Origin of the sequence: Flavivirga jejuensis, assembly GCF_030540765.1 — a bacterium.
GTDB lineage: Bacteria > Bacteroidota > Bacteroidia > Flavobacteriales > Flavobacteriaceae > Flavivirga > Flavivirga jejuensis.
Map to the genome: position 1 here is coordinate 386,346 of NZ_JAUOEL010000006.1, position 26,202 is coordinate 412,547.

General features: G+C 33.3%; 21 protein-coding genes. 14 read left to right on the top strand and 7 right to left on the bottom strand.

Annotation, left to right across the window (positions count from 1 at the left end; genetic code table 11):
- Window positions 1-11: 11 nt before the first annotated feature.
- The 4 genes from Q4Q40_RS17800 (at window position 12) to Q4Q40_RS17815 (ending at window position 11,924) form a co-directional block, all read left to right on the top strand.
- Window positions 12-6,950, top strand: coding sequence for a T9SS type B sorting domain-containing protein (locus Q4Q40_RS17800; RefSeq protein WP_303303308.1), 6,939 nt, complete (start codon window positions 12-14; stop codon window positions 6,948-6,950).
- A 106-nt stretch (window positions 6,951-7,056) separates the two neighbouring features.
- Window positions 7,057-7,983: a PorP/SprF family type IX secretion system membrane protein gene (locus tag Q4Q40_RS17805; RefSeq protein WP_303303309.1), complete on the top strand. Its 927-nt coding sequence runs from the start codon at window positions 7,057-7,059 to the stop codon at window positions 7,981-7,983.
- Window positions 7,984-7,996: 13 nt separating this feature from the next.
- Window positions 7,997-9,916 carry an OmpA family protein gene (locus tag Q4Q40_RS17810; RefSeq protein ID WP_303303311.1) on the top strand — a complete coding sequence of 640 codons (1,920 nt, stop codon included), beginning with the start codon at window positions 7,997-7,999 and terminating at the stop codon, window positions 9,914-9,916.
- Window positions 9,917-10,001: 85 nt separating this feature from the next.
- Window positions 10,002-11,924 carry an OmpA family protein gene (locus Q4Q40_RS17815; protein ID WP_303303312.1) on the top strand — a complete coding sequence of 641 codons (1,923 nt, stop codon included), beginning with the start codon at window positions 10,002-10,004 and terminating at the stop codon, window positions 11,922-11,924.
- Between the two features lie 292 nt (window positions 11,925-12,216).
- Here Q4Q40_RS17815 and Q4Q40_RS17820 read toward each other — a convergent pair whose 3' ends face one another.
- Both Q4Q40_RS17820 and pdxH read right to left on the bottom strand, forming a co-directional pair.
- Window positions 12,217-12,714, bottom strand: a complete 498-nt coding sequence (locus tag Q4Q40_RS17820) for a CAP domain-containing protein (protein ID WP_303303313.1) — start codon at window positions 12,712-12,714, stop codon at window positions 12,217-12,219.
- A gap of 165 nt (window positions 12,715-12,879) precedes the next feature.
- The gene (gene pdxH / locus Q4Q40_RS17825) at window positions 12,880-13,527 is read right to left on the bottom strand and encodes a pyridoxamine 5'-phosphate oxidase (RefSeq protein ID WP_303303314.1); all 648 of its coding nucleotides are present in this window, start codon (window positions 13,525-13,527) and stop codon (window positions 12,880-12,882) included.
- An 87-nt stretch (window positions 13,528-13,614) separates the two neighbouring features.
- Here pdxH and Q4Q40_RS17830 point away from each other — a divergent pair, with 87 nt between their 5' ends.
- Window positions 13,615-14,028 carry a hypothetical protein gene (locus tag Q4Q40_RS17830; protein ID WP_303303315.1) on the top strand — a complete coding sequence of 138 codons (414 nt, stop codon included), beginning with the start codon at window positions 13,615-13,617 and terminating at the stop codon, window positions 14,026-14,028.
- Here the strand turns inward: Q4Q40_RS17830 and Q4Q40_RS17835 are convergent.
- The 5 genes from Q4Q40_RS17835 to pyrR form a co-directional block, all read right to left on the bottom strand.
- Window positions 14,025-14,930 carry a ribonuclease Z gene (locus Q4Q40_RS17835; RefSeq protein WP_303303316.1) on the bottom strand — a complete coding sequence of 302 codons (906 nt, stop codon included), beginning with the start codon at window positions 14,928-14,930 and terminating at the stop codon, window positions 14,025-14,027. The two genes, Q4Q40_RS17830 and Q4Q40_RS17835, sit on opposite strands and share 4 nt — an antisense overlap.
- A 4-nt stretch (window positions 14,931-14,934) precedes the next feature.
- The gene (locus Q4Q40_RS17840; protein WP_303303318.1) at window positions 14,935-15,402 is read right to left on the bottom strand and encodes a DUF3291 domain-containing protein; all 468 of its coding nucleotides are present in this window, start codon (window positions 15,400-15,402) and stop codon (window positions 14,935-14,937) included.
- 1 nt (window position 15,403) lies between these two features.
- Window positions 15,404-15,736: a ribonuclease Z gene (locus tag Q4Q40_RS17845; RefSeq protein WP_303303319.1), complete on the bottom strand. Its 333-nt coding sequence runs from the start codon at window positions 15,734-15,736 to the stop codon at window positions 15,404-15,406.
- Between the two features lie 3 nt (window positions 15,737-15,739).
- Window positions 15,740-16,669, bottom strand: a complete 930-nt coding sequence (locus Q4Q40_RS17850) for an aspartate carbamoyltransferase catalytic subunit (RefSeq protein ID WP_303303320.1) — start codon at window positions 16,667-16,669, stop codon at window positions 15,740-15,742.
- 117 nt (window positions 16,670-16,786) lie between these two features.
- Window positions 16,787-17,326 carry a bifunctional pyr operon transcriptional regulator/uracil phosphoribosyltransferase PyrR gene (gene pyrR / locus Q4Q40_RS17855; protein ID WP_303303321.1) on the bottom strand — a complete coding sequence of 180 codons (540 nt, stop codon included), beginning with the start codon at window positions 17,324-17,326 and terminating at the stop codon, window positions 16,787-16,789.
- Window positions 17,327-17,797: 471 nt separating this feature from the next.
- Between pyrR and Q4Q40_RS17860 the strand changes: the two genes are divergently transcribed.
- From Q4Q40_RS17860 to Q4Q40_RS17900, 9 genes are all read left to right on the top strand, one after another.
- Window positions 17,798-19,405, top strand: coding sequence for a phospholipase D-like domain-containing protein (locus tag Q4Q40_RS17860; protein ID WP_303303323.1), 1,608 nt, complete (start codon window positions 17,798-17,800; stop codon window positions 19,403-19,405).
- A 51-nt stretch (window positions 19,406-19,456) separates the two neighbouring features.
- Window positions 19,457-20,008, top strand: a complete 552-nt coding sequence (locus tag Q4Q40_RS17865; protein WP_303303325.1) for a hypothetical protein — start codon at window positions 19,457-19,459, stop codon at window positions 20,006-20,008.
- A 2-nt stretch (window positions 20,009-20,010) separates the two neighbouring features.
- Complete coding sequence (locus Q4Q40_RS17870; protein ID WP_303303326.1) at window positions 20,011-21,612, top strand: GMC oxidoreductase; 1,602 nt, start codon at window positions 20,011-20,013, stop codon at window positions 21,610-21,612.
- Window positions 21,613-21,626: 14 nt separating this feature from the next.
- Window positions 21,627-22,766: a ferritin-like domain-containing protein gene (locus tag Q4Q40_RS17875; RefSeq protein ID WP_303303327.1), complete on the top strand. Its 1,140-nt coding sequence runs from the start codon at window positions 21,627-21,629 to the stop codon at window positions 22,764-22,766.
- A 33-nt stretch (window positions 22,767-22,799) separates the two neighbouring features.
- The gene (locus Q4Q40_RS17880) at window positions 22,800-23,363 is read left to right on the top strand and encodes an Lcl C-terminal domain-containing protein (RefSeq protein WP_303303328.1); all 564 of its coding nucleotides are present in this window, start codon (window positions 22,800-22,802) and stop codon (window positions 23,361-23,363) included.
- 245 nt (window positions 23,364-23,608) lie between these two features.
- Window positions 23,609-24,061 (top strand): SRPBCC family protein, encoded by a 453-nt coding sequence (locus Q4Q40_RS17885; protein WP_303303329.1) that lies wholly within the window; start codon window positions 23,609-23,611, stop codon window positions 24,059-24,061.
- Between the two features lie 13 nt (window positions 24,062-24,074).
- A complete protein-coding gene (locus tag Q4Q40_RS17890; protein WP_303303330.1) occupies window positions 24,075-24,476 on the top strand; it encodes a hypothetical protein in 402 nt (133 codons plus the stop codon).
- Between the two features lie 89 nt (window positions 24,477-24,565).
- The gene (locus Q4Q40_RS17895) at window positions 24,566-25,081 is read left to right on the top strand and encodes a DUF6265 family protein (protein WP_303303332.1); all 516 of its coding nucleotides are present in this window, start codon (window positions 24,566-24,568) and stop codon (window positions 25,079-25,081) included.
- 208 nt (window positions 25,082-25,289) lie between these two features.
- On the top strand, window positions 25,290-25,874 hold the full coding sequence (locus Q4Q40_RS17900) for a TMEM175 family protein (RefSeq protein ID WP_303303333.1): 585 nt from the start codon (window positions 25,290-25,292) through the stop codon (window positions 25,872-25,874).
- Window positions 25,875-26,202 lie beyond the last annotated feature (328 nt).

Sequence of the window (26,202 nt, forward strand, 5' to 3'; positions counted from 1 at the left end):
AAGATTAAAACATGAAAAAACGATACGCTAAGAAAACCTTCGCAAATATACCCTCACTAAAATTGGTGTTATTTGCCTTTTTGCTTATAATCGCTTACTCTACTACTAATAGTTATAGTCAAGTTAGAGTACCTTTTACGCCAAGAACATCAGACTTAACTCCGACACAAACATTATATAACATTAAAGGGGATTTTACTATGATCGGTAACACGAACCTCACACTTGTTAATTATAATGAGACGAGTCCGAATAACGGTGATATGAGATATGTAGATGTTGATGAGTTCGCTGTTCCTGGTAACAATACATTTAACTCTTCTTCTTCTACATTAGGTTTTTCAACTGAAAATGGAGCTATCCCAGAATGTTCAGATATTCTTTTTGCAGGATTATATTGGGTAGGTAGAGCAGATACTGGTAGTGACAGTAATAATGATGGAGATAATAATCCAAATACATTTCAGGTTACAAAAAATAATATTACTAAAAATTTTGATAAGCAAAAAGTATTAATAAAAGGGCCTGGATCTTCTAATTATACAGAACTTACTGCAGATCCGTCCGATATATATTACCCTTCAAATATTGATGAAAACCTTTTTACAGCTTACAAAGAAGTAACACAATATGTAAGAGATAACGGGCTTGGTGAATATTTTGTAGCCGATATAGCTTTAAACGAAGGAAGTCAAGATCTCACTGGTTTTTCTGGTGGATGGGGTATGGTAATTGTTTATGAGAATTCTAAGATGAAATGGAGAAACATTACTGTTTTTGATGGACATGCCTATGTACCAGAAGGTAATAATGAATTCCAAATCGATATTAATGGTTTCAATGCTGTACAAGCAGGAGATGTAAATGTTAAGCTAGGTCTTATGGCTGGTGAAGGGGAATTACAATGGAATGGTGATTATTTCGAGATAGAAATATTAGAAACAGGAAACTATCAAAGGTTAACTAATAATAGAGGCGCTACCAATAACTTTTTTGATTCATCTATAATAACTGGTGGTAATGCAAGAGAGCCTGAACTGGTCAACAATACTGGATTAGATATAATAATGTTTGATATACCTAATAACAACAATAGTCTTATTGGAAACTCTCAAAGCAATACATCCTTTAGATATGGTGCTGGTGTCGATTCTTATGTCATCTTTAATACCACATTTTCAGTAGATGCGCATGTTCCTGAACTAGAAGGTATTTTAACAAATGTACTCATAGATGGAAATACACCTGGCGCAGGAAATTCATCGTTAGAACCAGATGAAAATGCAGATTATGCTATTGAGATAAAAAACAAAGGTACAGAGGCTACAAATAACACTATAATTACAATTCCTCTGCCAGAGTCTGTTAATCCTGATGATTTAAATATAGATTATCATTTATACCCACCTTTAACACCAATTACAAACCCAAACGTTCCTACTCACGTTCCTAGTCCAGGATCAAATGGTTCTATTGTATGGAACATAGGAACATTACCAGTACCAACAGATCCAGACACCGTACTAGCAGATATTAGCTTTACTTTAACTGTTACAACAGATTGTTCTATTCTAAGCGATCCTGCTTTCGATCCTAATGTATCTGTAAACGGAAACATTAGCGGTGTTGGTGCCATATCAAATTTACCTTTCAACTTTGATTTAATACAAGGTTATGAAACAACAGGCCTTTGTATTGGAGACCCAATACCCGTTCCAAGCATTATACCTATTGAATATTTAAATTACGTTAATGAAGCTCCAGTTATTACAGCTCCTAGCCCTTTAGATATTGAAGGCTGTGACGAAAATGATATGACAGCATTAAATACAAGATATGTTTATAGTGCATCGCAATCAGCAGATATAAAAGATACCTATGTAACAACAGGTTATGAAGCATCAGATAATGGTACTATCGTTAGTATAACTTATATTGATGAAATTACACAAAGTACAAGTTGTCCTTATACAATAACCAGAACTTATACCGCTACCGATGATTGTGGTAATACAGATACTGCAATACAAATTATTAATATTACTGATGTGACTGATCCTACTATATCAGGAACAATTCCAGAATCTACCGCAGAAGGATGTGTTGCTTCCGATGTTACTGCTCCAGTTAATACAGTAGCGGCTCTTGAAGTTTTAGGATTGACTATAGATGATAATTGTACGAATGATGCCAATCTTGTCGTGACTAGCTCTGATAGTGCCACAGGTACATGTCCAGTTGTTGTTACCAGAACGTATACTATTACGGATGCTTGTGATAATTTTACTACAACCACTCAAACCATTAATGTAATTAATACAACAGCTCCTATAGTACCCACTAATGGCAGTGATACAGTAGAATGTCTTGCTAATGCAACACAACCTACGGCTCCTGTGGTTGCAGATGTATGTGGTGGAGATATCACACCTGTAATCACTCAAAACGCAGATCCTGTTTGTGAAGGAGACAAAATTTATACATTTACTTATACAGATTGTGCAGGAAATGTTTCTGTTTATACTTATACCTATACTATCGATCTTTTACCTTTTACATTACCTGCTAATGGTGTAGAAACTGTTGATAATTTAGCCGATGCAGTTGAGCCTACACCTCCTGTTGTTAATGATAATTGTAACACTAATATTACACCTTCTGCTCCAACTGTATCTACAGCACCTGCTTGTGAAGGAGAGATTGTTTACACCTTTACTTATGAGGATTGTGCTGGAAACACTGCAGATTGGACATATACGTATACTATTGAATTAGCGCCGTTTACCGTACCTGCTAATGGCAATAGCACCGTTGCATGTATCGGGAATGCTACAGAATCTTTTACGCTGCCTAATGTGGTAGATGCCAATGGGAATACTATAACTCCTTCAGCAGCAGTCATTACTGAAAATCCTGATCCATTAACCTGTGAAGGAACCAGAACATATACTTATACTTATGAGGATTGTGTTGGAAATACTGCTAATTGGGCGTATACTTATACTATAGACACTCCTGCTTTCTCTATTACAGATCCAGATGGTGCCAGTACTGTTGAATGTATTGGGGATGCTACAGAAACTTTTACGCTGCCTAATGTGGTAGATGCTTGTAATAATATCTTATTGCCTTCTAATGCGGTAATTACTGAGAGTCCTGATCCGTTAACCTGTGAAGGAACCAGAACATATACTTATACTTATGAGGATTGTGTTGGAAATACTGCAAATTGGGCATATACCTATACTATCGATCTTTTACCTTTTACATTACCTGTTAATGGTGTAGAAACTGTTGATAATTTAGCCGATGCAGTTGAGCCTACACCTCCTACTGTTAATGATAATTGTAACACTAATATTATACCTTCTGCTCCAACTGTATCTACAGCACCTGATTGTCAAGGAGCTATTGTTTACACCTTTACTTATGAGGATTGTGCTGGAAACACTGCAGATTGGACATATACGTATACTATTGAATTAGCGCCGTTTACCGTACCTGCTAATGGTAATAGTACCGTTGCATGTATCGGGAATGCTACAGAATCTTTTACGTTGCCTAATGTGGTAGATGCCAATGGGAATACTATAACTCCTTCAGCAGCAGTCATTACAGAAAATCCTGACCCATTAACTTGTGAAGGAACCAGAACATATACTTATACTTATGAGGATTGTGCTGGAAACACTGCAGATTGGGCATATACCTATACTATAGACACTCCTGCTTTCTCTATTACAGATCCAGATGGAGCCAGTACTGTTGAATGTATTGGGAATGCTACAGAATCTTTTACATTTCCTAATGTGGTAGATGCTTGTAATAATATCTTATCACCTTCTGCTGCGGTAATTACTGAGAATCCTGATCCGTTAACCTGTGAAGGAACCAGAACATATACTTATACTTATGAGGATTGTGCTGGAAACACTGCAAATTGGGCGTATACTTATACTATAGACACTCCTGCTTTCTCTATTACAGATCCAGATGGTGCCAGTACTGTTGAATGTATTGGGGATGCTACAGAAACTTTTACGCTACCTAATGTGGTAGATGCTTGTAATAATATCTTATTGCCTTCTAATGCAGTAATTACTGAGACTCCTGATCCTGTAACTTGTGAAGGAACTAGAACATATACTTATACTTATGAGGATTGTGTTGGAAATACTGCTAATTGGGCATATACCTATACTATCGATCTTTTACCTTTTACATTACCTACTAATGGTGTAGAAACTGTTGATAATTTAGCCGATGCAGTTGAGCCTACACCTCCTACTGTTAATGATAATTGTAACACTAATATTATACCTTCTGCTCCAACTGTATCTACAGCACCTGATTGTCAAGGAGCTATTGTTTACACCTTTACTTATGAGGATTGTGCTGGAAACACTGCAGATTGGACATATACGTATACTATTGAATTAGCGCCGTTTACCGTACCTGCTAATGGTAACAGTACCGTTGCATGTATCGGGAATGCTACGGAATCTTTTACGCTGCCTAATGTGGTAGATGCTAATGGGAATACTATAACTCCTTCAGCAGCAGTCATTACAGAAAATCCTGATCCATTAACTTGTGAAGGAACCAGAACATATACTTATACTTATGAGGATTGTGCTGGAAATACTGCAAATTGGGCATATACCTATACTATAGACACTCCTGCTTTCTCTATTACAGATCCAGATGGAGCCAGTACTGTTGAATGTATTGGGAATGCTACAGAAACTTTTACGTTTCCTAATGTGGTAGATGCTTGTAATAATATCTTATCACCTTCTGCTGCGGTAATTACTGAGAATCCTGATCCGTTAACCTGTGAAGGAACCAGAACATATACTTATACTTATGAAGATTGTGCTGGAAATACTGCAAATTGGGCGTATACCTATACTATAGATACTCCTGCTTTCTCTATTACAGATCCAGATGGTGCCAGTACTGTTGAATGTATTGGGGATGCTACAGAAACTTTTACACTGCCTAATGTGGTAGATGCTTGTAATAATATCTTATTGCCTTCTAATGCAGTAATTACTGAGAGTCCTGATCCTGTAACTTGTGAAGGAACCAGGACATATACTTATACTTATGAGGATTGTGTTGGAAATACTGCCAATTGGGCATATACCTATACTATTGATCTTTTACCTTTTACATTACCTACTAATGGTGTGGAAACTGTTGATAATTTAGCCGATGCAGTTGAGCCTACACCTCCTACTGTTAATGATAACTGTAACACTAATATTATACCTTCTGCTCCAACTGTGTCTACAACTCCTACTTGTGAAGGAGAGATTGTTTACACCTTTACTTATGAGGATTGTGCAGGGAACACTGCGAATTGGACATATACGTATACTATTGAATTAGCGCCGTTTACCGTACCTATTGATGGTGCTAGTACCGTTGCATGCATCGGGGATGCCACAGAAACTTTTACACTGCCTAATGTTGTAGATGCAAATGGGGATACTATAATTCCTTCGGCAGCAGTCATTACAGAAAATCCTGATCCGTTAACCTGTGAAGGAACCAGAACATATACTTATACTTATGAGGATTGTGCTGGAAATACTGCAAATTGGGCGTATACTTATACTATAGACACTCCTGCTTTCTCCATTACAGATCCAGATGGAACCAGCACTGTTGAATGTATTGGAGATGCTACAGAAACTTTTACGCTCCCTAATGTAGTAGATGCTTGTAATAATATTTTATTGCCTTCGGCAGCAGTAATTACTGAGAATCCTGATCCTGTAACTTGTGAAGGAACCAGAACATATACTTATACTTATGAGGATTGTGTTGGAAATACTGCTGATTGGGCATATACTTATACTATCGAGGTAACTACAGCTCCTGTAGTTCCTACTAATACTGGCTCAACAGTGGAATGTATCGCAGATGCAGTACAGCCTATTGCACCTACCGTTACAGATGCATGCGGTAATGATATTATACCAACAATAACTCAAAATGCTGATCCAGTATGTAAAGGAGACAAAATATATGCGTTCTCTTATAGAGATTGTACAGGAAATACTTATGTATATATGTATACTTATACTATTGATGATACAACACCTCCTGCTCCAACAACAGACATTACCGAAACATTAAATGTTAGTTGCACCGATATACCTGATGCACCAGAAGTAACCTTTACCGATAACTGTTCTACTGATATTGTTGTTGTATTCAATGAAACGAACTCATTTGATGAAAATGCATTCGTTGATTACGAAATTGTTAGAACCTGGACGGTAAGAGACGAATGTGATAATGAAGAAGTTTACACACAAACACTTTATGTTGCTCTTGACGAAGTTATTACAGATTTAACTGCTCCAGACTGGTGTTATGATGAAGGCCCTATTAATATGGACAATCTATTATCAGACGATCTTAATAAAAATGGTACATGGGAACTGTTAGAAGGAGATCCTGCAGCAACGCTAAACGGTAATATATTTGATCCTTCTGGACTTGAACTAAGCCTGGACTTTTTACCAGACAGTGGTGGAATTGATTACAAATTCAAATACACAACTACAGATCAAGGCTGTATAAGTATTACAGAAATCACGATGAATGTGCATGCAGATTGCGTGGTATTACCTTGTGGTGAAAACGACATTGTTATATCTAAAGCGGTAACTCCAAATGGAGATGCATATAACGAGTTTTTCGAAATCTCTGGTATTGAATTGTGTGGCTTTCAATACGACGTAAAAATATTTAACCGATGGGGTGCTTTAGTATACGAATCTGATAATTATCAAAATGATTGGAACGGTACAACTGGTAAAGGAGCTATTGGAGCCGCTGGAAAAGTCCCTAACGGAACATATTATTATATAGTACAATTACAAAACAGTGGATTGAATCCTGTTACAGGACCCGTTTACTTAGGAACCAAATAAAAATATTAACCTATGAAATGAACCATAACGAATATTCGATAGTACCCGAATATAATTGATATGGTGAATGACATCTGGCAAATTAAAAACAATAAAATTCAAACAGATGAAACTTATTAAATATAATATAATCGCTATTGCATTGTTAAGTTGTACGGTTGGAGTTGCGCAACAATTACCGCAGTTCACCCAGTACATGTACAATACAATCTCAATAAATCCTGCCTATGCAGGAAGTAGAGAAGCGCTAAGCATTGTTGGATTACATCGAAGCCAATGGGTTGGTTTTAAAGGAGGTCCTATAACACAAACCCTTTCCATTCATACACCGCTAAGAAATGATCGTATTGGATTAGGGTTAACCTTTATCGAAGATGACTTAGGCCCACAAAACTATTCATACCTGTACGGTGATTTTTCATACAGTATTCCTACTGGACTTAATGGAAAATTAGCATTTGGTATAAAAGGTGGTTTTACTGGTTATAGTTTTGATCAAGATTTTTTAAATGACCCATCAATATCTCAAGATCCATTTTTTAATGGAACAGAAAATCGTTGGGCTCCAAATATTGGTGCTGGTCTTTACTATCATACAAATAGGTTTTATGCAGGGTTATCTGTCCCTAGAATATTAAACACTGATGAAAACACAGAAAGCGATTATAAAGCCTTAGAACGTGTTAGCTACTATTTTACATTAGGTACTGTACTGGATATAAATAATAGTATCAAATTTAAACCAGCAGGTTTAATAAAAGCAACCAATGGTGCCCCCCTATCGTTCGATCTTACTGCTAATTTCTTATTCAATGAGAAATTTTGGTTAGGTGGTTCCTATAGAATTAATGAACAAACAGCCGCTATTGGTGGTATTGCAGATTTTCAAGTATCAAGACAATTACGTATAGGCTATGCTTACGAAAAAGCAATTTCAGACATAGCGAGTTATTCAACTGGTACTCATGAAATATTACTTATTTACGAATTTAAATTCTTAAGTTCTAAATTAAAATCACCAAGATATTTCTAATTAGATTTTTTATATGAAAAATAAAAATTACATATTAGTCTGTATCGCTTTAATATTAAGCTTTTCTGTATACTCTCAACAAGGAAAACAAAAAAGAGCAGATACATTATTCAATAAATTCTCTTTTGTAAAAGCTGCAAAAGTTTACAGAGAACTTATTAATAATAATTATAATAAGGATTATGCAACACGCCAATTAGCAGATTGCTATGCTTATTTAAGAGACCCTAGAAATGCTTCGAGATATTATAAAAGTGTCGTGAAGCAAAAAAATGTGCCTATTGATTATTACTATAAGTATGCACAAGCACTTCGTGGTATGAAAAAATATGACGATTCTCAAATTTGGTTAAAACGCTTTAAAGATTCTGGAGGCGTAGTAAGTTCAAATGACTTCTCTAAGGATATAAATTTTATTACTAGTGTATTTGGTGCTAAAAAACAATATTTTTTAGATAGAGTTCGCTTCAATTCAAAATATAGTGATTTTGGCGCTTTCGAACATGATGGCAAAGTATATTTTGCGTCTTCTAGAGATGAAGGTGTTTCTATAAAACGTCTATATGGCTGGAATGAACAACCTTTTTTAGACGTTTACGTAACAGATGTTGGCTCTAAAAGAAATGTGGATCACACAGGAAAAATAAAAGGAGATATAAATTCTGTTTATCACGATGGCCCGGTAACCATTACAAAAGATGGACGTACCATGTATTTTTCAAGAAATAATTTTACTGAAGGTGTAGAAGTCAAGGACAAGAAAGGCTTAACAAATATGAAAATTTACAGAGCCACCTTGGTGGATAGTTTATGGACAAACATCGAAGATCTATCAATCAATGGAGATGATTTTTCAACACAACATCCTGCATTAAATATAGATGATACTAAATTATACTTTACATCAGATAGACCTGGTACCAAAGGAGGTTCAGATATATGGGTCATTAATATAAACCCCGATGGGACTTTAACAGATTTACAAAATCTTGGAAACGTTGTAAATACAGAAAGTGCCGAAGGATTTCCGTTTATAAACAATGAAGGCGTTTTATTCTTCTCTTCAGATGGACACACAGGCTTAGGCTTATTAGATATTTTTGCAACCATTAAAGGTGAAGAAGAAGATAGCATAGCAGATGTTATAAATCTAGGAGTACCAGTTAATTCTAATAAAGATGATTTTTCATTCACTATGAACCCAAATGGTATTACTGGTTATTTTGCGTCAAACAGAAAAGGTGGTCGTGGTAGTGATGATATTTATGCCTTCCACAGAGAACCTGTACTTCATGTTGAAGGTGTTGTAACCGATGCGATCAATACAAAACCTATTGCTAATTCTGTAATTGCTCTATATGACGATCAGGATAATAAAATAGCCGATATGATTACTGATGAAAATGGTTATTATCAAATAAACATTGATAGAAATAAAGATTATAAAATTGTGGCAAGTCAAGATAAATATATTGATGACTACAGAACATTTACATCTAAAAATATTCAAACCGAACTCATCACGATTAATGCTAATTTATTATTAAACCCAGTACCTAATGTTATAAAACTTGCAGAATTAAACACTATTTATTTTGATTTCAACAAGTATAATATTAGAGAGGATGCAGCTTTAGAATTAGATAAAATTGTTGGTTTAATGCAAAATGATTACCCAGAAATGGTAATACGAATTGAATCTCATACAGATTCAAGAGGAGACTTAACATATAATGATAAATTATCTATCGATAGAGCAAATGCAACTTATGAATATTTAATCTCTAAAGGAATTGATGCAGCTAGAATCACAGAACATCAAGGTTTTGGTGAACGTAGACTAACCAATGGCTGTGAAGATGGGCAAGACTGTGAAGAAGAAGCACATCAATTAAACAGACGTACTCAATTTATAGTTATAAAAATGGAATAACAACACGGCATTAACCAAACTGTGTATAAGAAATAAAAGCTATTACTAAATAGTAATAGCTTTTTAATTAAAACTAATAGACCCCATGGCATTTAAAAATCACATATTAACTAGTATCATATTGCTGTCAAGTTTTTCGGCACTTGCTCAATATGGTTCTCAAAAAAAAGCAGACAAGCTATTTAATAAGTTTTCGTTTGTTAGCGCTTCTCAAGTTTACTATAATCTTATAGAAAAAGACTTTAATGCAGATTATGCAACAAGACAACTAGCAGATAGTTATGCCTTTATGAGGAACCCAGATAGCGCTGTGGTCTACTATAAAAAAGTAGTAGAACAACCTCATGTTCCTATTGCATACTATTATAATTATGCACAAGCACTAAGAGGCATAAAAAACTATAAAGAATCTCGTGTTTGGATGAAACGCTATAAAAAAGCTGGTGGCGAAATAAAAGAAGCCACGTTTTTAAAAGATTCAGATTTTATTAACGCTATTTTCAACGCGAAACAACAATACTTTTTATCTAATGTCAATTTCAATTCAAAGTATAGCGATTTTGGAGCTTACGAACACGATGGTTCCATTTACTTTGCATCTTCTAGAAATGTAGGTGTGTCTACAAAACATATTTACGGCTGGAATGAAGAACCTTTTTTAGACATATATGCAACCGATAAGAGTGCTAATGATAGTATCGTCGATCATAAATCTAAACTTAAAGGAGACATAAATTCTATCTATCATGAAGGGCCAATTACCATAACAAAAGATGGTAAAACAATCTATTTTTCTAGAAATAATTATAACAAAGATGTTTTAGGAAAAGACGAAGAAGGTATGACAAATCTTAAAATATATAAAGCTACGCTAATCGAAGGTAAATGGACAAATATTGAAGAACTACCTTTTAATAACAAGGCCTTTTCTAATGGACATCCAGCATTAAACAATGATGAGACAAAGTTATATTTTGCTTCTAATAGGTCTGGTGGTTTTGGTGGAACAGATATTTACTATGTAGACATAAATAGTGATGGTTCTTTTGGAACACCTCAAAACTCAGGAGATGTGGTGAATACAGATAAAAATGAAAGATTCCCATTTATTAATAATGAAGGCGTTCTTTTCTTTGCTTCCGATGGACATCCAGGATTAGGTATGTTAGATATTTTTGGAACCGTTTCTGATAAAAACAATAACATTATAAATATTCTAAACCTTGGCGTTCCTGTAAATTCAAGTAAAGATGACTTTTCATTTTTTATGAATGAAGATGGGGTATCTGGATATTTTGCATCCAATAGAGACGGTGGTGTTGGCAGTGATGATATCTACGCATACATCAGAATTCCACAATTAAAAATAGAAGGAACTGTAGCAGATGTTACCACAAACGAGTCTGTACCAAACGCTATAGTGACGCTACTAGATACTAACGATAAACAAATTGCACGCTTAGAAACAGATGAAAATGGGTATTATGAAATAAATATAGATAGAGATACCGATTATAAAATAAACATTAAAAAAGATAATTATATAGACGATACTAGACATATCACTTCTAAAGGTGTCGAAAATAAAGTAACAAGCATTACTGAAAACTTTAATCTAAATCGTATTATAAAAAAGGTGGCTCCTATTACAGAATTCTATCCTATTTACTTCGACTTTAATAAATTTGATATTAGACGTGATGGCACTGTGGAATTAGATAGAATCGTTAATTTAATGATGAATATCTATCCAAGCATGGTCATTAAAATAGAGTCGCATACAGATTCTAGAGGCTCATTTGAATACAACAATAAGCTATCTCTAGATAGAGCTAAAGCCACATATAATTACTTAATAGAGAAAGGAGTCGATCCAGCCAGAATCACTGAGTATAAAGGCTATGGGGAGCAAAAATTGGCTAATGATTGCGATGATTCTGTTAAATGTACCGAAGAGCAACATGAAACAAACAGACGTACACAATTTATAGTGGTCAAAATGGAATAATCTAAACTTAATTCAATAAATAATTAAAACCATCAGGAGAGATATCTTTTGATGGTTTTTAGTTTAGCGTGATTAATCCTAAGAATATGAAGTCTATTCTAAAAATAGTTTTAAAACAAAAATCCTCTCGTTTATGAGAGGATTTTTTACCTAAAGCTAAATTTCAATAACAATGAAGTTATCAATAAATAACCCATTTAATTCTACGTTGCACAATTAAGTCATGCGTTTTTTGCTAAAAATTAGTACATTAAATTAGGCTATATTTTAATTGCTTTTTTAAAAAGCAATCTTATTTTTTTATAAAGATGTTAGTAAAATACCATCTTCCATTTTCGTTTTTTTCTGCTGAAATATCAAAGTTTGTAAAATCGCCTTCTATAGTCCCTCTATGTCCATCACTCTTTATCCAAGCCGTTACAACAGTTTCAGCAGTACTATATCCATATGCAACATTTTCAGACACTTTCTCAGCACCAGCATTAGCTTTTAAATAATCACTACGAGTATAAAAATTATCGTGCGATACTTTGCCATTATTCAACATATAATCAGTATGACTATATGCTACAGATTTCACTAAAGACATATCATCTAAAGCAGTCAATTCTAATGACAATCTATAATCATTAATGCGTTTTAGTATCTCTAATTCAATGGTTTTTGTTTCTTGTGTTATAAGGCTTAACTCTATAGTATCAGCCTTATCATCTATGCTGTCTGTTGAACAAGAAGTAATTGTCAATACAGCAAACAATACCAATAAAGGCAGTTTTATTAATAACTTCATAAGTAGGTAATTTAGATTAGGTTCTGTAAAATTAGCAACCTACCTCTGAAGTAAATGTTAATAAAATGTTAAAATCGATTAAAAACTTGGTTTTTATCGAGTTATTCAGCATTTAATCGACTAAGTGCGATTTTACAAACAAAAACATAGTATTTAAACGATAATTTATGGAGATAATCGATCTATCACCCAATTGTAATCTGCATCGAGTTTATATCTAATTCTGTCGTGTAATCTATTAGGACGGCCTTGCCAGAATTCTATTTCTAATGGCTTTACAATATAGCCTCCCCAATTGGCAGGTCTTGTAATTTCTTTACCTTCAAATTCTTTTTCTAATTTTAAAAGCCTTTTTTCAATAATGTCTCTACTTTCAATAACATCACTCTGATTTGAAACAATTGCCCCTAATTGACTTCCTCTGGGTCTGGACTCAAAATAACCATCACTTAAATTCTCAGCAATCTTTTCTGCTTGCCCTTTAATAATAATTTGACGTTCTGCTCCATGCCAAAAAAAAGATAAACATACATTGGGGTTTTTAGCTATTGCTTTTCCTTTTTCACTGTTATAATTCGTATAAAAAATAAACCCTTCATATGTAAAACGTTTAAGTAGCACTACCCTATTTTTCGGAAATCCATCTAACCCAATTGTAGAAACCGTCATAGCATTAGTTTCATCTTGAGTAAAAAATTCATCTACATCATGAAACCATTTCTGGAATAATTCCATCGGGTTTTTAGGCACGTCTTTTATAAGTAATTCGTGTTTTTCGTAAGATTTTCTATAATTACTTAAATCCTTTTCCATAAGTACAAAATAACAAAAAAAATAACTTTTTTATGTTATAATGTTCTCATAAACTTCTTAATTTAGTACCCCCCAAATAGAACTAACATGAGATTTGAAAATTCCGAATATTATAAAAATTTAAAGCATTATAAATTAGAAACAACCTATGGAGACTTTTATTTTTGCGATAATTTTTTTATTGGAGAAATATTTGAAGGTATACATTTTGAGTGGGATATGGTTGATTATCTTATGAATGAAGTACGTGATTTTTATGGCAAAGATGCTAAACTAGGCTATGTTTCTAATAGAATAAATTCTTATTCATTAGATCCGCAATCTTGGGAAAAAGTATATAAAAAATATGGCATTATTCAATTTAGTGCCATTATAGCATACAATAACTTTACACTTATGAATGCAAAACTTGAGAAACAGTTTTCTTCAAAAAAAATCAAACGCTGTACTAGTTTAACTGAAGCTATGGATTGGGTTTCAAGTATGAAGGAACTCGTTTAAAAATCAAACGTTTTACCGTCTTCACATAATTCTACGTGATCAAAAACTTCTTGAGCTTCATCTTTAAAAGCATTTAAGTTATCATAACGCGTCGAATAATGCCCTAACAATAAAGTGCCTACGTCTGCTAATTTCGCTATTGTAGCCGCTTCTTTTGCTGTAGAATGCTTTGTTTTAGGGCCTAAATGCGCATGCTTTTCCAGAAAAGTGGATTCATGGTATAAAACATCTACGTTTTTAATAATGGGTACAATGTCCTCTTTGTACATAGTATCACTACAAAACGCATAACTTTTTGGTTTTAATCCCGCTTTGGTAACCGATTCATTTTTTATGGTTTTACCAGCTTCGTTAACAACATCAAAACCTTGTGTTAGTTTTCGGTAATATGCAACATTTATGTTCGCATCCTCAACGGCTCCAATATTTAACTTACGATCTCCTTCTTTTTCTTTAAATAAAAAGCCATTTGTATATACCCTATGGTTTAATGGAATCGTAAACACTTCAACTTTTTCGTCTTCAAAAACCAATTCAGAACTATCTGAAGTTAATTCATGGAAAATAAGATTATAATTAGTCCAGGAATCTGCTAATTTTAGTTGCATTATAGTAACTTCTTTAATGCCCTTTGGTCCATAAATATGTAAATCTGCTTCTCTTGTAAGTAATCTAAAAGTTGATATTAAGCCAATCAAGCCAAAAAAATGATCACCATGTAAATGTGATATAAAAATATGTTTAATACGATTAAACTTAATTTTATGCTTACGAAGTTGTACCTGTGTCCCTTCTCCACAATCAATTAGAAACATGTGGTTATTAATTTCTAGTACTTGAGATGTTGTATTATTTAGTGTTCTTGGAGTTGCACTATAACAACCCAGAATAGTTAATTTCATATTACTAAAGAGGTGTGTAGCTTAGTGAATCTGATACCGTGAATTTAGTTTTAAAACTAAAAGCATATGGCGTATCACCATGTTTATTTAAATAATCTAATCTATTTTTAGCATCTTGAAACGTTGGTTCATAACCTTTTGGGACATACCAAAATGCCATATGCATCATTTTCATTTTACTGAACCATTCTTTTTTACGCTTAAAAACCTCAATATGATCTGATTTATATGTATAATTAAATAACGTTTCTAAATTTTCCCAGACAGACATATTAATAAGTAACGTATCGTCTTGAAAAACTTGATTGGCTAAATCTTTATCCTCATCTTTTAAACGCCATACAAAACCTTCGCTTCTATCAGCTAAAGCATTGATCTTATCTAAATTATTTACAAAATCTTGCATGATGGGGTCGTCCATTGGAGCCAACCTTTTTGCTATGTTTACCTGCGCAAGATGTAATTCGTTCATATTAAAACCCTAAATCGCGTTCTATTTCTTCCATCTCAATAATATCATAGGCCTCTTGAATAGTAGGCACTAATATAATTTCCTCTGGAATATCCTCTAAATTGATCTTATCTGAGACAACAACAAAGGATTGCTTAGATGCGCGATGCGTATTCGATATTTCAAGAAATTCAATAATATCTTGTAAATTCAGTTCTTTCAAAGAGGTTAAAACAACTATAATATTATTGCTCTTAAACTTTGGATATAAAGCCTGTAGTTTTTTAACTAATTCTATAATCGTGGCTTTTTCTTGTGTGATTATAGAAGTGTTTCCGTTTTGGTCTAAAATCATGATCTACTGTTTTATTTTGGATGCTAATAAATAAATAGCTGCCATTCTAATAGCTACTCCGTTTTGAACTTGGTCTAAAATAATAGATTGTTTTGAATCGGCAACATCGCTGGTAATTTCCACACCTCTGTTAATAGGTCCTGGATGCATGATCGTTATTTCTTTGTCTAATGAATCTAGCAATTCTTTATTAACACCAAACTGTTGTGTATATTCTCTTGTTGATGGGAAATAATTAATATCCATACGTTCGTTTTGCACACGTAGCATATTTGCTACGTCACACCAATTCAAGGCTTTGCGCAAGTCTGTTTCAACCTTTACTCCAATACCACCTATATACTTGGGTATTAAGGTTTTTGGTCCGCAAATCATTACCTCCGCACCTTGAAGTTGTAGTGCAAATATGTTTGAAAGCGCTACACGACTATGAAGAATATCACCTACAATAACAACCTTCTTCCCTGCGACTTCTCCTAGCTTTTCTCTTATAGAATACGAATCTAAAAGCGCCTGCGTTGGATGCTCATGAGCGCCATCACCAGCATTAATAATACTCGCATCAATATGTTTTGATAAAAAGACACCTGCTCCTGGATTAGGGTGTCTCATCACAACCATATCTACTTTCATAGATAATATATTATTAACGGTATCAATTAAAGTCTCCCCTTTTTTTACAGAAGATTGTGCCGACGAAAAATTTATAACATCAGCAGACAGACGTTTTTCTGCCAATTCGAATGATAATTTTGTTCTTGTTGAATTTTCAAAAAAAAGATTTGCAATGGTAATATCTCTAAGCGAAGGCACTTTTTTAATGGGTCTATTAATCACTTCTTTAAAATGATCGGCAGTTTCAAAAATAAGTTGGATATCTTGTTTTTTAAGATATTTTATTCCTAATAAGTGATTGACACTTAATTCGCTCATGTTTTTTTAATATTCAGTTACCAGTATTCCTCGATCTATCTTCTAGCTCCTAGCTCCTAGCTCCTAGCTCCTAGCTCCTAGCTCCTAGCTCCTAGCTCCTAGCTCCTAGCTAAATTATTATTTTTCAATTAAATAAACGGAATCTTCATTGTCATGCTCTTTCCAGTTTACTTTAACTTTTTCGTTATTTATAACATCTACCTGCCTGCCTCTATAATCTGGCTGTATAGGTAAATGTCTGCTAAAACGCCTGTCTATTAGCGTTAATAGTTCTATTTCATTTGGTCTGCCAAAAGATTGAATTGCTGTTAAAGCTGCCCTAATACTACGTCCTGTATATAAAACATCATCAATAAAGACTATGTTTTTATCTTCAACTAAAAAGTTAATCTTAGTGGCATTAGCTTCAAGTGTCTTTTCTCCTCTACGAAAATCATCTCTATAAAATGTAATATCCAGCTGTCCCAATTGAATATTTTTAACCTTATAATCTTCCTCTAATATTTTTGCTATTCTATCTGCCAAAAATACGCCACGTGGCTGTAATCCAATTAAAACGGTATTAGAAAAGTCGGTATGTTTTTCAATAAGTTGACAAGCCAATCGATGAAGAATGATGTTTACCTCTTTTGCGTTAAGTAAAACTTTTTGACTCATATATACTATCCAAACGTGTTTGGAGTACAAAGATAATGCAAAATTTTAGAAGTAGAAACATAAAGTTAGCACTTATATAATCAATCAACATGATATAAATGAAAAGCAAAATCCCCCCAAAAAGACTTTAAAGTATAGACTACACATGTTAAATATCAAAAAAACAATCCCTATAAATATTTTATTAATGAATTTGCTTCAACTTTTAGTTTTAGCGAGAACCTGTGATAAATGAAAATATTAATAAATACTACTTCCATTTTATTCTTAAAATTTTCATCATAAACAAATGAGCGAATATTATTAATAAAAAAATAAGTTGTAAAATTTTTCTTGTTTATTTAAAAAAATAAAATTAGATTCGTCTCTAAAACCTCTCATTAAGACAATGTAATTTCTGTCTTTTTCAAAATTATGTATTAATTATTTAGCCTTAATAAGGCTATTAAATATAACCAATAAATTGAAAATATGAGATTAAGAAATCAAGTAAATGGAGTTTCACTACACATTATAGCGGGAACACATGTTGTATTACTTTGTTTGGACGTTAATGAAACTGCAAAAAAAGACTTATTAGGCTTTTTACTTAAACGTAAAGAAACTTCGTCTGGTAAAACAACAGCCCTGAAAGGGTTCAAAGAATTTAAAGAAAAAGGTAATAAAAATGATGAAGCCTTAATTCAAGCTTTTCTTTGGGGGGATTATACTGCAGAACCTAATACTAACTATGAATATTCTGCAACACCTGTTTATGGGACTCCTAAAAACAGAAAAAACGGCAAGGAAATTAAAATAGAGATCACTACCGAAGATCCAAATTCTGGTACACACGGCGTCTTTTTTAATCGAGGTACTGTAGGACAAGCCTATGCTAGAAAATTTGACAACAAAAGCCCTGATAAAGTTCCAAACAATGAAGCCTATAAATGGCTTTCCAGAGGTTTAGAAGAAGCTATGCTAGCCTTTATTGCAGAAGCTAAAGGAAAAGATTACGCATTACGTGTGGCTGCTTACGAATTTGACCATGTACCAGTGATTCAAGCTTTATACGATGCTTCTGAAGGAGGTGCTGATGTAAAAATTATATACGACAGGTCAAAAGTTGGACCTTGGGAAAACACAGACAAAGCCATAGCCAAAGTTCCTGGTGTTGAAAAACTAATGATTCCCAGAACAGCAAATTCTTCCATAAAACATAATAAATATATTGTACTCCTACATAAAGGAAAACCTATTGAAGTATGGATGGGATCTACCAATTTTACAAGAGGAGGTATTTTTGGACAATCAAATGTTGGGCATATAGTAAGAGATAAAACTGTTGCTGAGGCCTATTTAGAATATTGGACACGACTGTCCAAAGATCCGCAAATGAAAGAAATTCGTCCTTTAAATGAGGATCATACACCAACTCCTAAAAAAGACGTTCAAAAAGGAATTACTCCAATTTTTAGTCCTAGACCAGATTTAAGCGTTTTAGATTGGTACGGAAAGCAAATTGAAAATGCAAAACAATCTATTGGTTTTACCGCAGCTTTTGGAGTAAATCAAGATTTTGCAGATATCATGAGTAAAGAAAATGATTCACTTCGATATATTTTATTAGAACACGAAGGAAACACTTTTGATGATTTTAAAGACACACCTAACAATAGAATTGCTTTAGGAGCCATACTTAATGATGAAGAAATAGAAGAAGAAGGTTTAAAAAATTGGGAAGCCGAACATCTTACAGGTTTAAACGACCATGTTAAATATTTACATACAAAATATCTTTTTTTAGACCCTCTTACAGACGACCCAACACTTATTACTGGATCTGCTAACTTTTCTAAAGCCTCTACACAGAATAATGATGAGAATATGATTATTATTCGTGGAAACACCAATGTAGTAGACATATATCTTACAGAATTTACACGTTTGTTCAATCATTTTGAATTCCGTGATCAAATGGCAAACCATGGATTAGACGAAGTTTATTTTAGTGATTATTTGGCTACAGATGATTCCTGGACCAATATTTATTTCAAAAAAGGAACGCAACATTATACAGAGCGTAAACTCTTTAGTTGATAAAAGCATTCAAAATACACAGATAATTAATCTTTTAAATATACACACTTTATGAATGAAGAAGTTACTTCTATTGGAGGTTCAGTATGTAATGAGAAACTTTCTGCAGGTTTAATTTTTGCAGAAGGGCAAAATCTTACACATCAAAACAAAGAAGCCTTATGGGAAATATTTGAAGCAATTGGTTTCAGTTGGTCTAATACCATTTACAATTCTAATAACCAGAGAAGCTCATGGTATGAAATGTTAAAAGCTAAAACCGAAAATGCGCCTAATTATACAGGAGAATATGTAAATGCTATCTATGTGATTGATGAACTAAAAGCCATGTATGGAAAAGAAGACGCTTATAAAAAATTATTTTTTGAAAGTAATATAGATAATAGTGCGCCCCCTACTACCCGATTAGCACATTGTAAAGTATATGTAGTTAATGAATTTATCCGAATGCAAATTACCGCAGGAGGATTTAAGAGTTGGGGAACCAAATATGGTGGAGAACAAGCAAAAAACTATCATGGATTCTTAGGAGGCACACGATACAACCGTATTTCTAAAGTGCGTGCTTACAACCCAGATTCCAATAATTTAAAAAATGAATAGGAATGAAAAACCAGTTTGATTATATAATTGTTGGTGGTGGAGTCGCTGCTGCAACCATTGCTAAAGGTTTATTAGAACACAAACATGATACTTCAATACTAATTTTGGAAGCAGGTCCCGAAATTATAGCCAAAGACAGGCGCTTTTGGTGGGATTATATCACTCGGGGAGAAAGACCATATACATTTACTTACGATCAAAAATTTGAAGCAAATTCTACAGGAAACATAGACTATCAAACCGATGGTGTTCGTGTAAAAGCCTATGGTGGCTCAACCATGCATTGGGGTGCTTGGTCTTTACGCTTTAGACCCGAAGATTTTAACCTTTTCACCAACACAGGAGAAGGTGCCGATTGGCCTATTAATTACGAAGACTTAGAAACATATTATAACGATGCTGAAGCCTATTTATCTGTTTGTGGAGATGACAGTGCTAACTGGGTTCCCAGATCTAAACCTTACCCTGTGCCTCCTTTCGAGTGGACTGCTGCCGATGGAGAAATGATTAAAGCTTGGGAACAATTAGATGTTGTATATCAAGATGGTGATATAAATCCTGGCAAAAAAAGCAAAATAAAATCTGGTAAGATGCCAGTTGCTCGTTACAGAAAATGTATGACAACGGGTACTTGCAAATACTGTCCTATTGGAGGTCGGTTTAATGCACAATATGTATTAGATGATTTAAAAGAAGATTCTCGATTTATCAATTTTGAAGTTCGGGTAAACTCACCAGTACATAAAGTAAATACTTCCAGTAAATCTAAAATAGAATCTGTAACATATACAGATAATATAAATGGAAAAGAGCATACAATTACAGGCGATACAATAATCTTAGCTTCTGGGGCTTATAATGTCCCTAAATTATTAAGAGCTTCAAAAAATGAATTCTGGGAAAACGGTATTGGCAATGATTATGATTTAGTAGGCCGTTTTGTTGTATCACATTCTATGTTAAATGTAGTTGGTAAAGCGCAATCAAACCCTAATGGATGGTTTCAAGAATATGATTTTCCAACTTTAATGTCACATAGTTACAATACTAAAGAACATCAAAAGAAAGGAAAGATTTTTATGTTTAAAAATCGTACCACTCCAAATGTTGATATTGCTCAATTAATGATTGATGGGAAAACTAGAGAAGAAATTGATGAAATCGTTTATGGCGAAATGACTGTTAATATTCAAGCCTTTTTAGAAGAAAAAGGAAAACACAGTAATAGATTAGAAGCCAAACCAGGAAAAGATCGTTTTGGTTTACCACAAACAACAGTACATTTTAGCAGAACAGAAGAAGAAATGAAAAATGCTAATGATCGTTTGAAATTACTAGAACAGATCATTGAAAAAATGGGATTAGAAATAATCTCTTCTCGTGTGGACAAACCAGGCGGGCACCATACTACAGGAACCGCACGTATGGGAACAAGTCCAGAAAATAGCGTAGCCGATAAATTCATGAAAGTACATGATACCGATAATCTATACATATGCTCTAATGCTGCTTTCCCAACAGGAAGTGCAGTAAATCCAACACTTACACTTACTGCAATGGCCTTTAGATTAGTAGATCATTTTATTAAAAAAAAGCAAAACTAATTCCAAAACAAACAATGTCAACAAAAGAAATACAATTCAAAAATGCTTTTCAAGAGAAAGCAACAACTTTAAATAACGTAAAAGAATTAATTCTACATTCAAAATCTGTAGGAGATATTAATGAAGACAAATTACACGTATTAAAAGAACTATTAAATAGTGCTGTAGTACTAGAATTTGCAACCATTCCTATTTATCTACAAGCTATGTGGACTATTAAAGACAACAAATGTGAGGTAGCAAAATCCATTCGTAATATTTTTCAAGAAGAAATGTTACATATGGCCATGGTATGTAATATGATTGTTGGAATTGGTGGTGCACCTAAAATATATGATCCTGAAAATGGATTAAAATTCCCCTCTGGCTTACCAGGAGGTGTACACCCAGAACTTTTTCTGTATTTAGAAGGCTTGAATGATTGTTCACTTCGGAATTTCATGGAAATAGAATTACCAGAAGAAATTGCAGATATCTATGATTATGAAACCAAAGAATTGGTAACCCTTGGAGGTCTATGTCTTGAAGATGGTAGTGTGAGTGATAAAATTCACCATCAAAGTCATGAGCATAATTCGACTATTGGCGAATTGTACGATAGAATTAATGAATTATTTCAAGAATTACAGCCAAAAATGGATGTAGAACGTCAATTAGCAGGCCCTTTATCATGGTGGGTTATGGCAGATGCCGAAAGTGTTTCTAAAGCCATATATATGATTAAAGAACAAGGCGAAGGCTCAGAAAACGTAACTCCGGCAAGTACAGGCATGGACAATCTGGCACATTTTTATCGCTTTTGGGAAGTTTATTATGAAAAGAAAATTGTACAAGAAGGAGACAAATATTATTTCAAAGACCCTAATCCACGTCCTGAGACCTATAAAATTGCAAGAGTTCCAAAAGGAGGCTATTTAAAAGAAGACGTATCACCAGAAGTTTGGCATTTAGTTAATGAATTTGATAAAGTATATACCGATTTAGTAAAGTTTTTAGAAGATGCCTGGGCTATAAATGGCAGAGGGCAAGCCGCTTTAGTAAATGCTATAGAAGTCATGTTTAAATTAGAGCATTTTGCTTTACCTCTTATCCAGATACCTATTCCTGATAACAAGGAAGGACTTAATTATGGTCCTTGTTTTAGGCTTCTTTAAATTTAAATAATCACAATTATTAAAAATAATATCATGAAACAAAAACAAACTATTTTATTCGCTTTTTTACTTTTAGCAACTATCAATACTTTTTCACAGGGAAAGAAAACACCATATAGTATTGGTCAAAATGTCCCAGAATTAGGAGGCATTATATTTTATTTAGACGCAACTGGACAACACGGGTTAGTATGTGCTCCTCAAGATCAGAGTACAGGAAGTCAATGGCACTATGGAGCTTTCACTAATACCAAATCTTTTGATAGCATTGTTGGTTCTGGGAAAGCTAACACGTCAAAAATTATCGTAAGTCAAGGCGTTAAACCATATGCAGCTCAACTTTGTTATGATCTAAGTCTAAATGGTTTTACAGATTGGTATTTGCCATCAAAAGAAGAATTGAGCTTAATGTTTACAAATATTGGGCGTGGTGCTAAATCTCCAAATAAAGAAGTTGGTAATTTTGCCAGCGATTTCTATTGGAGCTCTACAGAACTGGATCTTAACTTCGCTTGGGCTCAATACTTTTTAGAAGGTAATATATTCACCGATCTCAAAAATCACGAATGTCGTGTTAGAGCTGTTCGTTCTTTTTAATCAGCTAAGGTATTTAGAGAAACGAGGTTTTGTCGAAATTAAAGCTTCAACTAAACCACTCCTCCTATGGACTTCCAGTCCATAGGTTCGTTTTGGCAGACTGAAAGTCTGCTTCGTGAAATATGGTAAAACTGAATTCGTGTGAATTCGTGAAATTCGTGTCAAAAGTTTTTAGAAGCTGAAAGCGACATGCACTAAAGTACATAGTTTTAACTCCATTTAAGACCAATAAAAGAAAAGTAAACATGAGTACAAAAGAATATAAAAATTGGCGAGTAGTTGTAGTCTGTCAACTAAATGCTTCGGCCTCCAAAGTATGGCATCTGGTTGGAGGATTTTATAATATCAATCAATGGCATCCAGATATTCCAATTTGTGATGTTATTGAAAAACAAGGAGAAGAAAGAGACATTCGTAGAAAATTAACTTTTCCCAATCAATCTCCAACCTGGGAGGAATTAGTTTTTATGGATAATGAAAATATGCGTTATAAATATAAATGGCATAAAGGAGAGTGGGGAGAAACAACACAAAAATACCATGCCCAAATTCAAGTAATAGAAACCGAATTGGATAAACGTTGCTTAGTCCAATGGTCTTCTAAATTTTATTCTTCTGAAGATGGGTTAACGCAATTTTATAAGGATGGGTTTGAAAATTTGATAAACATGTTTGGAGGAAAATTAATCATTAACTAAAAAAATAAAAAAAATGGGAAGTTTCGTAGAAATTAATGACACATTACAATTAACAGAAGAACAAGGGTTTCCTGTTCATATTTTTGATCTGGAAAAGCATCAAAAGACCCCAATTACATTAAAAGATGTAGAAGGTATGGTGTTTGAATTTAAAGATAAGCCCAGTGCGCGTATTTTTCAAATAGACCCAGTAAGGGTTTATTTTGTTCATAATGTAGATGGCAAATGGCTGTTTTGGGGACGTGTTTTAATTCAATCACAAAAAATAGAAAAACAATTTAATGATGATGGTACTTGGGACGAAGGTTCATGGAAAACATCAGGAACTTACACCATTTTGAGTGTATATGATCCAGAATACCAGCATGTATTTACTTTAAATGAAGCACCAGACGATAGAAATTATTATAAATAAAGAGACATGACGCCTAGAAGATTAGAAGCTTTTGGTAATGGGCTCACTAAATATATGGTACGATTAGTTGGAAGCAAAAAATAAAAATTATGAAAAAAATAGTTATTTTATTTATCGGGGTTTTAGTTAGTATCTCTTGTAATCAAGAAAAAAAAGAAAAACTAAAAACAACTGAGGATACCACTAAATTAAATGAAGTAGTCAATAATTTTGATTGGTTATTAGGTAAATGGAAAAGGAGTAATGAGGAAATTGGTAAAGAAACATTTGAAAATTGGAATAAAAAAAGCAAGACTGAATATGTCGGATTTAGTTATACAACCCAAAATGGAGATACTATATACCAAGAAAAATTTAAGCTTGTAAAATCGAATACTGATTGGAGTTTTAAAATTGAACTAAAAGGAGAAACAGAACCATCTTCATTTAAAATGACAAGTTCTAACACCAAAGCATTTGTTTGTGAAAACAATGAGCAAGATTTTCCTAATAAAGAGTCCGATTCTCCTAATAAAATAAAATATTGGAAAAACAAAGACAAGCTATATGCTACAATTTCAGGAAAAGAAATAGAAATACAGTTTGAATATGTAAAACTTAAATAATTATAAAACTATTTGTCTAAAGGTAGATATTGAAGTGATTTAAACTCTTTTCAATTCACTACAAAAGACCTTTTTTACTCAATTTTTGCCTTTTTATTGTTCCATAGAACTACTATGAATCACAAAAAACGCTTCAATTGACCATAAAATAGGTGTTTCTCATTTCAATCAAAAAAATTTAGACTACTCTATAAATAAATTTACAAAAATGACATCAGGAAGATTAGAAGCTTTTAGTGATGGTGTAATTGCTATCATTATTACCATTATGGTTTTAGAATTGGAGGCTCCAAAGGAATATACCTTAGAGGCTTTTTTTGAAATCGTACCAACATTTATTAGCTATTTCGTGAGCTTTTTATACGTTAGTATCTATTGGGTTGCTCATCATCAAATATTTAAAATAGCAGAAAAAATAAATGGGGAAATTTTATGGACAAATTTACATTTATTGTTTTGGTTATCTGTAATCCCGTTTACAACAAATTGGATTGGAGACGGTAACCATCATACAGACGTTACTCCTGTTGTTTTATATGGCTTTGTACTTCTTATGAGTCAATTATCATTCATGCTTTTAAGAAATTCTATTGCAAGATTTCATGGAAAAACATCTAAAGTAGCGATGTGTTTAGATAAAAAGGCTTTAGATTTTATGTGTGTGCTTATATATGTTATAGGTTTATCCTTAGCAACTTTAAATACATTTGTAGCTATGGCCTTATTTTTATTAGTAGGTATACTTAAAGTTTTTGAATTAAATTCTATTTCAAAAGAAGTCCCCCCTTCATGATGTTCTCATCTTTTCCGTTAAGTAAAATTTTAGAAGAAGTAAACAACTAATAATCAAATTCTAAAAGTTGTATTCATACAACCTTAACAAATAATTAAACTTCTAGTTTTAAATAAACTAATATAACCGGATAAATTGCGTCATTATCTAATACCATTTCCTTTGTTAATTTACTCAATTATTTGTATATTCCCCTATGGCAAAGCAAATAGAAATAGTTATTCAAGAAAGTGAGTCGGAGTTAAAGGTCTTACTCAATCAGCAAACCAAATTATTGCAATATCAGAGAGTAAAAGCATTAGTATTAATAAAACAGGGTCATGTTAGT

Excerpts from the sequence above, each read along its gene's own strand:
- Q4Q40_RS17800 (WP_303303308.1), top strand. The coding sequence starts at position 12 with ATGAAAAAACGATACGCTAAGAAAACCTTCGCAAATATACCCTCACTA.
- Q4Q40_RS17805 (WP_303303309.1), top strand. The coding sequence starts at position 7,057 with ATGAAACTTATTAAATATAATATAATCGCTATTGCATTGTTAAGTTGT.
- Q4Q40_RS17810 (WP_303303311.1), top strand. The coding sequence starts at position 7,997 with ATGAAAAATAAAAATTACATATTAGTCTGTATCGCTTTAATATTAAGC.
- Q4Q40_RS17815 (WP_303303312.1), top strand. The coding sequence starts at position 10,002 with ATGGCATTTAAAAATCACATATTAACTAGTATCATATTGCTGTCAAGT.
- Q4Q40_RS17820 (WP_303303313.1), bottom strand. The coding sequence starts at position 12,714 with ATGAAGTTATTAATAAAACTGCCTTTATTGGTATTGTTTGCTGTATTG.
- pdxH (WP_303303314.1), bottom strand. The coding sequence starts at position 13,527 with ATGGAAAAGGATTTAAGTAATTATAGAAAATCTTACGAAAAACACGAA.
- Q4Q40_RS17830 (WP_303303315.1), top strand. The coding sequence starts at position 13,615 with ATGAGATTTGAAAATTCCGAATATTATAAAAATTTAAAGCATTATAAA.
- Q4Q40_RS17835 (WP_303303316.1), bottom strand. The coding sequence starts at position 14,930 with ATGAAATTAACTATTCTGGGTTGTTATAGTGCAACTCCAAGAACACTA.
- Q4Q40_RS17840 (WP_303303318.1), bottom strand. The coding sequence starts at position 15,402 with ATGAACGAATTACATCTTGCGCAGGTAAACATAGCAAAAAGGTTGGCT.
- Q4Q40_RS17845 (WP_303303319.1), bottom strand. The coding sequence starts at position 15,736 with ATGATTTTAGACCAAAACGGAAACACTTCTATAATCACACAAGAAAAA.
- Q4Q40_RS17850 (WP_303303320.1), bottom strand. The coding sequence starts at position 16,669 with ATGAGCGAATTAAGTGTCAATCACTTATTAGGAATAAAATATCTTAAA.
- pyrR (WP_303303321.1), bottom strand. The coding sequence starts at position 17,326 with ATGAGTCAAAAAGTTTTACTTAACGCAAAAGAGGTAAACATCATTCTT.
- Q4Q40_RS17860 (WP_303303323.1), top strand. The coding sequence starts at position 17,798 with ATGAGATTAAGAAATCAAGTAAATGGAGTTTCACTACACATTATAGCG.
- Q4Q40_RS17865 (WP_303303325.1), top strand. The coding sequence starts at position 19,457 with ATGAATGAAGAAGTTACTTCTATTGGAGGTTCAGTATGTAATGAGAAA.
- Q4Q40_RS17870 (WP_303303326.1), top strand. The coding sequence starts at position 20,011 with ATGAAAAACCAGTTTGATTATATAATTGTTGGTGGTGGAGTCGCTGCT.
- Q4Q40_RS17875 (WP_303303327.1), top strand. The coding sequence starts at position 21,627 with ATGTCAACAAAAGAAATACAATTCAAAAATGCTTTTCAAGAGAAAGCA.
- Q4Q40_RS17880 (WP_303303328.1), top strand. The coding sequence starts at position 22,800 with ATGAAACAAAAACAAACTATTTTATTCGCTTTTTTACTTTTAGCAACT.
- Q4Q40_RS17885 (WP_303303329.1), top strand. The coding sequence starts at position 23,609 with ATGAGTACAAAAGAATATAAAAATTGGCGAGTAGTTGTAGTCTGTCAA.
- Q4Q40_RS17890 (WP_303303330.1), top strand. The coding sequence starts at position 24,075 with ATGGGAAGTTTCGTAGAAATTAATGACACATTACAATTAACAGAAGAA.
- Q4Q40_RS17895 (WP_303303332.1), top strand. The coding sequence starts at position 24,566 with ATGAAAAAAATAGTTATTTTATTTATCGGGGTTTTAGTTAGTATCTCT.
- Q4Q40_RS17900 (WP_303303333.1), top strand. The coding sequence starts at position 25,290 with ATGACATCAGGAAGATTAGAAGCTTTTAGTGATGGTGTAATTGCTATC.